2 protein-coding genes are annotated in these 3,803 nt (G+C 52.5%); both read left to right on the top strand.

Annotated features, from left to right (window positions below):
• The coding region (locus J3U64_RS09845) for a ShlB/FhaC/HecB family hemolysin secretion/activation protein (protein ID WP_267409104.1) at nucleotides 1–1,687 on the top strand (1,687 nt) is incomplete at its 5' end.
• Between the two features lie 66 nt (nucleotides 1,688–1,753).
• A partial coding sequence (locus J3U64_RS09850) for a filamentous hemagglutinin N-terminal domain-containing protein (RefSeq protein WP_267409105.1) occupies nucleotides 1,754–3,803 on the top strand: 2,050 nt, incomplete at its 3' end.

A 3,803-nucleotide genomic window follows, 5' to 3' on the forward strand; every position in this document is an offset into this window, starting at 1 on the left:
TTCCCAGCTAGACCGTCAGCAGCAACAGCAAATCATTCGCGAACAGCAGCGTCAGCAGCAGTTTCAGCAGCAAATGCAGCCCGAAGTAAATATTCGTTTACAGCCACAAGAAGAAAACCCAACACAGACAGACAAACTGAATACCAGCGAAACCCCGTGTTTTGCCATCAACAGCATCACCCTGACAGGAGAAGAAGCCAGACGCTTCCAGTTTGCCCTAAAAAAAGCACAGCGCCAGAGCCAGTTTACCGCAGGCATGTGCCTAGGCAGCAAAGCCATCAACCAGATCATGACCTTGGCACAGAATGCCGTCATCGAACGTGGCTACACCACCACCCGTATTTTAGCCACACCACAGGATCTTACCAGCGGCACCTTACAGCTCAGCGTCATTCCGGGGCGAATCCATACCATTCGTTACAACCTGGATAATGCAGCAACCACTCACGTAGAGCGTATTCGCCGCATCCAGAACGAATTTCCAGCCAGAGCCGGAGACATCCTGAATCTGCGGCAGCTAGAGCAGGGACTAGAAAACCTGCGTCGCGTTCCCACCGCCGAAGCTGATATCCAGATAGTACCGGCTGAAGCACCGAACGAAAGCGACATCGTCATCAGCTGGTCACAACGAACCATTCCCTTTCGTATAAGTTTTAACGCAGACGATTCCGGCAGCCATTCCACAGGGCGTTATCAGGGAGGCGTCACATTATCAGCAGACAATCCCTTAGGATTAAGTGATTTATTTTATATCAACTACAACCATGATTTAGGCAGCAAAGACAGTCAAATGGACAGCGATGGCAACCGCACCGGCAGCGGTACCCGTGGCTATGCACTGCATTACTCAATACCTTATGGCAACTGGCTGATAGCGTATAACCGCAACCATTACCGTTATCATCAGGCCGTAGCCGGATACAACGAAAACTACGACTACAACGGCAAAAGCGACAACAGCGACATCGGACTAACGCGGCTGCTGTATCGCGACAGCCACCGCAAAACCGACATTACCGCCAAATTATGGCGTCGGCAATCCCATAATTACGTAAACGATGCCGAAATCGAAGTACAGCAACGACATACTGCCGGCTGGGCAGTCAACCTAAATCATCAAGAATACATAGGTAATGGCACCGTCAATATCGGAATAGGTTACCGCCGTGGTACCGGCGCTGATCACAGCCTGCGGGCACCCGAAGAAGAATTTGGCGAAGGCACATCGCGCATGAAAATCATCACAGCCGACATCGGCTACACGCAGCCATTCACCCTGGGCAGACAACGCCTCAGCTTCGACAGCTCCCTTCACAGCCAGTGGAACAAAACCCCCTTAATTACCCAAGACCAGCTCTCCATCGGTGGCCGTTATACCGTGCGCGGATTTGACGGCGAAGTCACCCTCATGGGAGAACGAGGCTGGTACTGGAACAACAACCTCAGCTGGCAATATCTAGGTACCCATCAGGTATATCTAGGGCTAGATGTCGGCCACGTTGCCGGTCCCGCCACCGAAATGCAGCTGGGTAAAACACTAGCTGGTGCCGTTATCGGCTTCAAAGGCCAGATGAAAGCCGGCGGCCAGTGGTATTACGACATCTTTGCCGGCAAACCAATATATAAACCCCAGTACTTCCGTACCGCCAATACCACCGTTGGCTTCAGCCTCAACTATTCCATATAACACAATCAAACCACACATATCAGAACGCCGTTAGCCCAGGCTGTACGGCGAATAACAGGAAAAATCATGAATAAAAACAGATACAAAGTCATATTCAACAAAAAAAGAGGAATCCTGGTTGCCGTAGCCGAAAACACCATCCGTGAAGGCAAAAGCACCGCAGACCGTAATCAAAGCGGCGGCACCATCTTCAGCAGCCTACTGGCTAGACTACCCGTATTAACCAGCTCCATCCTACTCGGATTAGGTCTATGCGTACTCATTAATCACTCTGCCATAGCAGCAGACATCCATGCCGACCCGTCTGCCCCCAAAAACCAGCAACCCACCATCCTCCAAACCGCCAACGGCATCCCGCAAATCAACATCCAGACCCCGAGCAAAGGCGGCGTATCCATCAACCAGTACCGGCAATTAGACGTCAACAAACAAGGAGCCATCCTCAACAACAGCCGTAAAAGCACCCAGACCAAACAGGCTGGGTGGATACAAGGCAACCCATGGCTGGCCAAAGGCGAAGCCGGCATCATCGTCAACCAAATCAACAGCAGCAATCCCAGCCGGCTCAACGGCTACATCGAAGTAGCCGGCCGACGAGCCGAAGTCATCATGGCCAACCCGTCCGGTATCAGCGTCAATGGCGGCGGCTTTATCAATGCTGCCGGCGTCACCCTAACCACCGGCAGACCCGTACTCAATAACGGCAGCCTGGACGGCTTTCAGGTACGGGGAGGCAACATCAGCATCAACGGACAGGGTCTGGACACAAGCGGCAGTGATTACACCAACATCCTGACCAAAGCAGCGCAAATCAATGCCGGCATCTGGGCAAATAAACTCAACATCAGTACCGGCAGTAATGACATCAATGCCCAAGGGCAGATCACCGCCAACGTAAACAACAATATATCGGACAAACAAAGCATAGCCATAGACAGCAGCAGCCTAGGTGGCATGTATGCCGGCAAAATCGTACTAATCAGCAACGACAAAGGCGTCGGCATCAACAATGCCGGCCAAATCTTTGCCGGAGCCGGAGGCGTCAGCATCAGTGCCGATGGCAAACTGAGCAACAGCGGCAGCATCGTTGCCGCAGATAAAAACAGTAGCGCCGCAGAAGAGGCCACAGCAGCCATACATGCAGACAACATCCGCAACAGCGGCACCCTGTCCAGCCAAGGCAAAATGCAATTACAAAGCCAGCAGCTAGACAACAGCGGTTTAATCACCAGTGCCGACGAATTAAACATCCGCAACCGGCAGCTACTGAGCAATCAGGGCGAAATCAACGGCGGACGTCTGGATATCAGCAGTGGCAGCATCCACAACCAGCAGGGCAAAATCATCCAGAGCGGCCAGCAAAGCCTGAAACTGGATCTGGATAAACTGAATAACAGCAGCAACAGCCTGATCGGGTATGCACCATCAGAACCCCCAACCAGCAACAGCAGCGAATCCGCCACAACAGAACAGCCAGCCAGGCCGCAGAAACCGGCAGAAAACCAGGATACTCCCGTACCGACCAGTGCCACAGGCGCAGGTCAGACCGAAGCAGCGGCGAGCACCCCCAAACAATTTGCCAGCGGCCAAATCATCAGCGAACAAGAAATTCTCAACGACAACGGCCAAATAATTGCTAATGGTGGCATCGACCTAAACGCACATAACGGCCTGACCAACCGTGGCACCCTCAACCTAAACAAATTACAAGTAAGCGGCGAACTACTCGACAACCAGCAAGGAAAACTCAACACCGGCGAAGCCCGCATCAGCACAGGCCGGCTGGATAACCGCAGTGGTGAAATCAGCAGCAGCGGACCATTCCAGTACACAGGCAAAGAACTGGACAACCGCAAAGGCCGGATCCAGTCGACGGAACAAATAGCCATAGAGGCAGAGAACACCGACAACAGTGATAGCGGCGTCATAGCGGCACAGAAACAACTGCAGATACACAGTAGTGGGCAAATTGACAATAGCAAAGACGGGCAGCTATGGAGTGGAGGTGCGGCTGAAATACAAACGGCCAACCTAAATAACAATAGTGGCGCCATCGATAGTGACAGTCTGCAACTGAAAGCGGATAGCGTAAATAATCAGCTGGGGGCTATTCGCA

The sequence above is a fragment of the Snodgrassella sp. B3800 genome, from assembly GCF_026535865.1.
Taxonomy (GTDB): Bacteria; Pseudomonadota; Gammaproteobacteria; order Burkholderiales; family Neisseriaceae; genus Snodgrassella; species Snodgrassella alvi_E.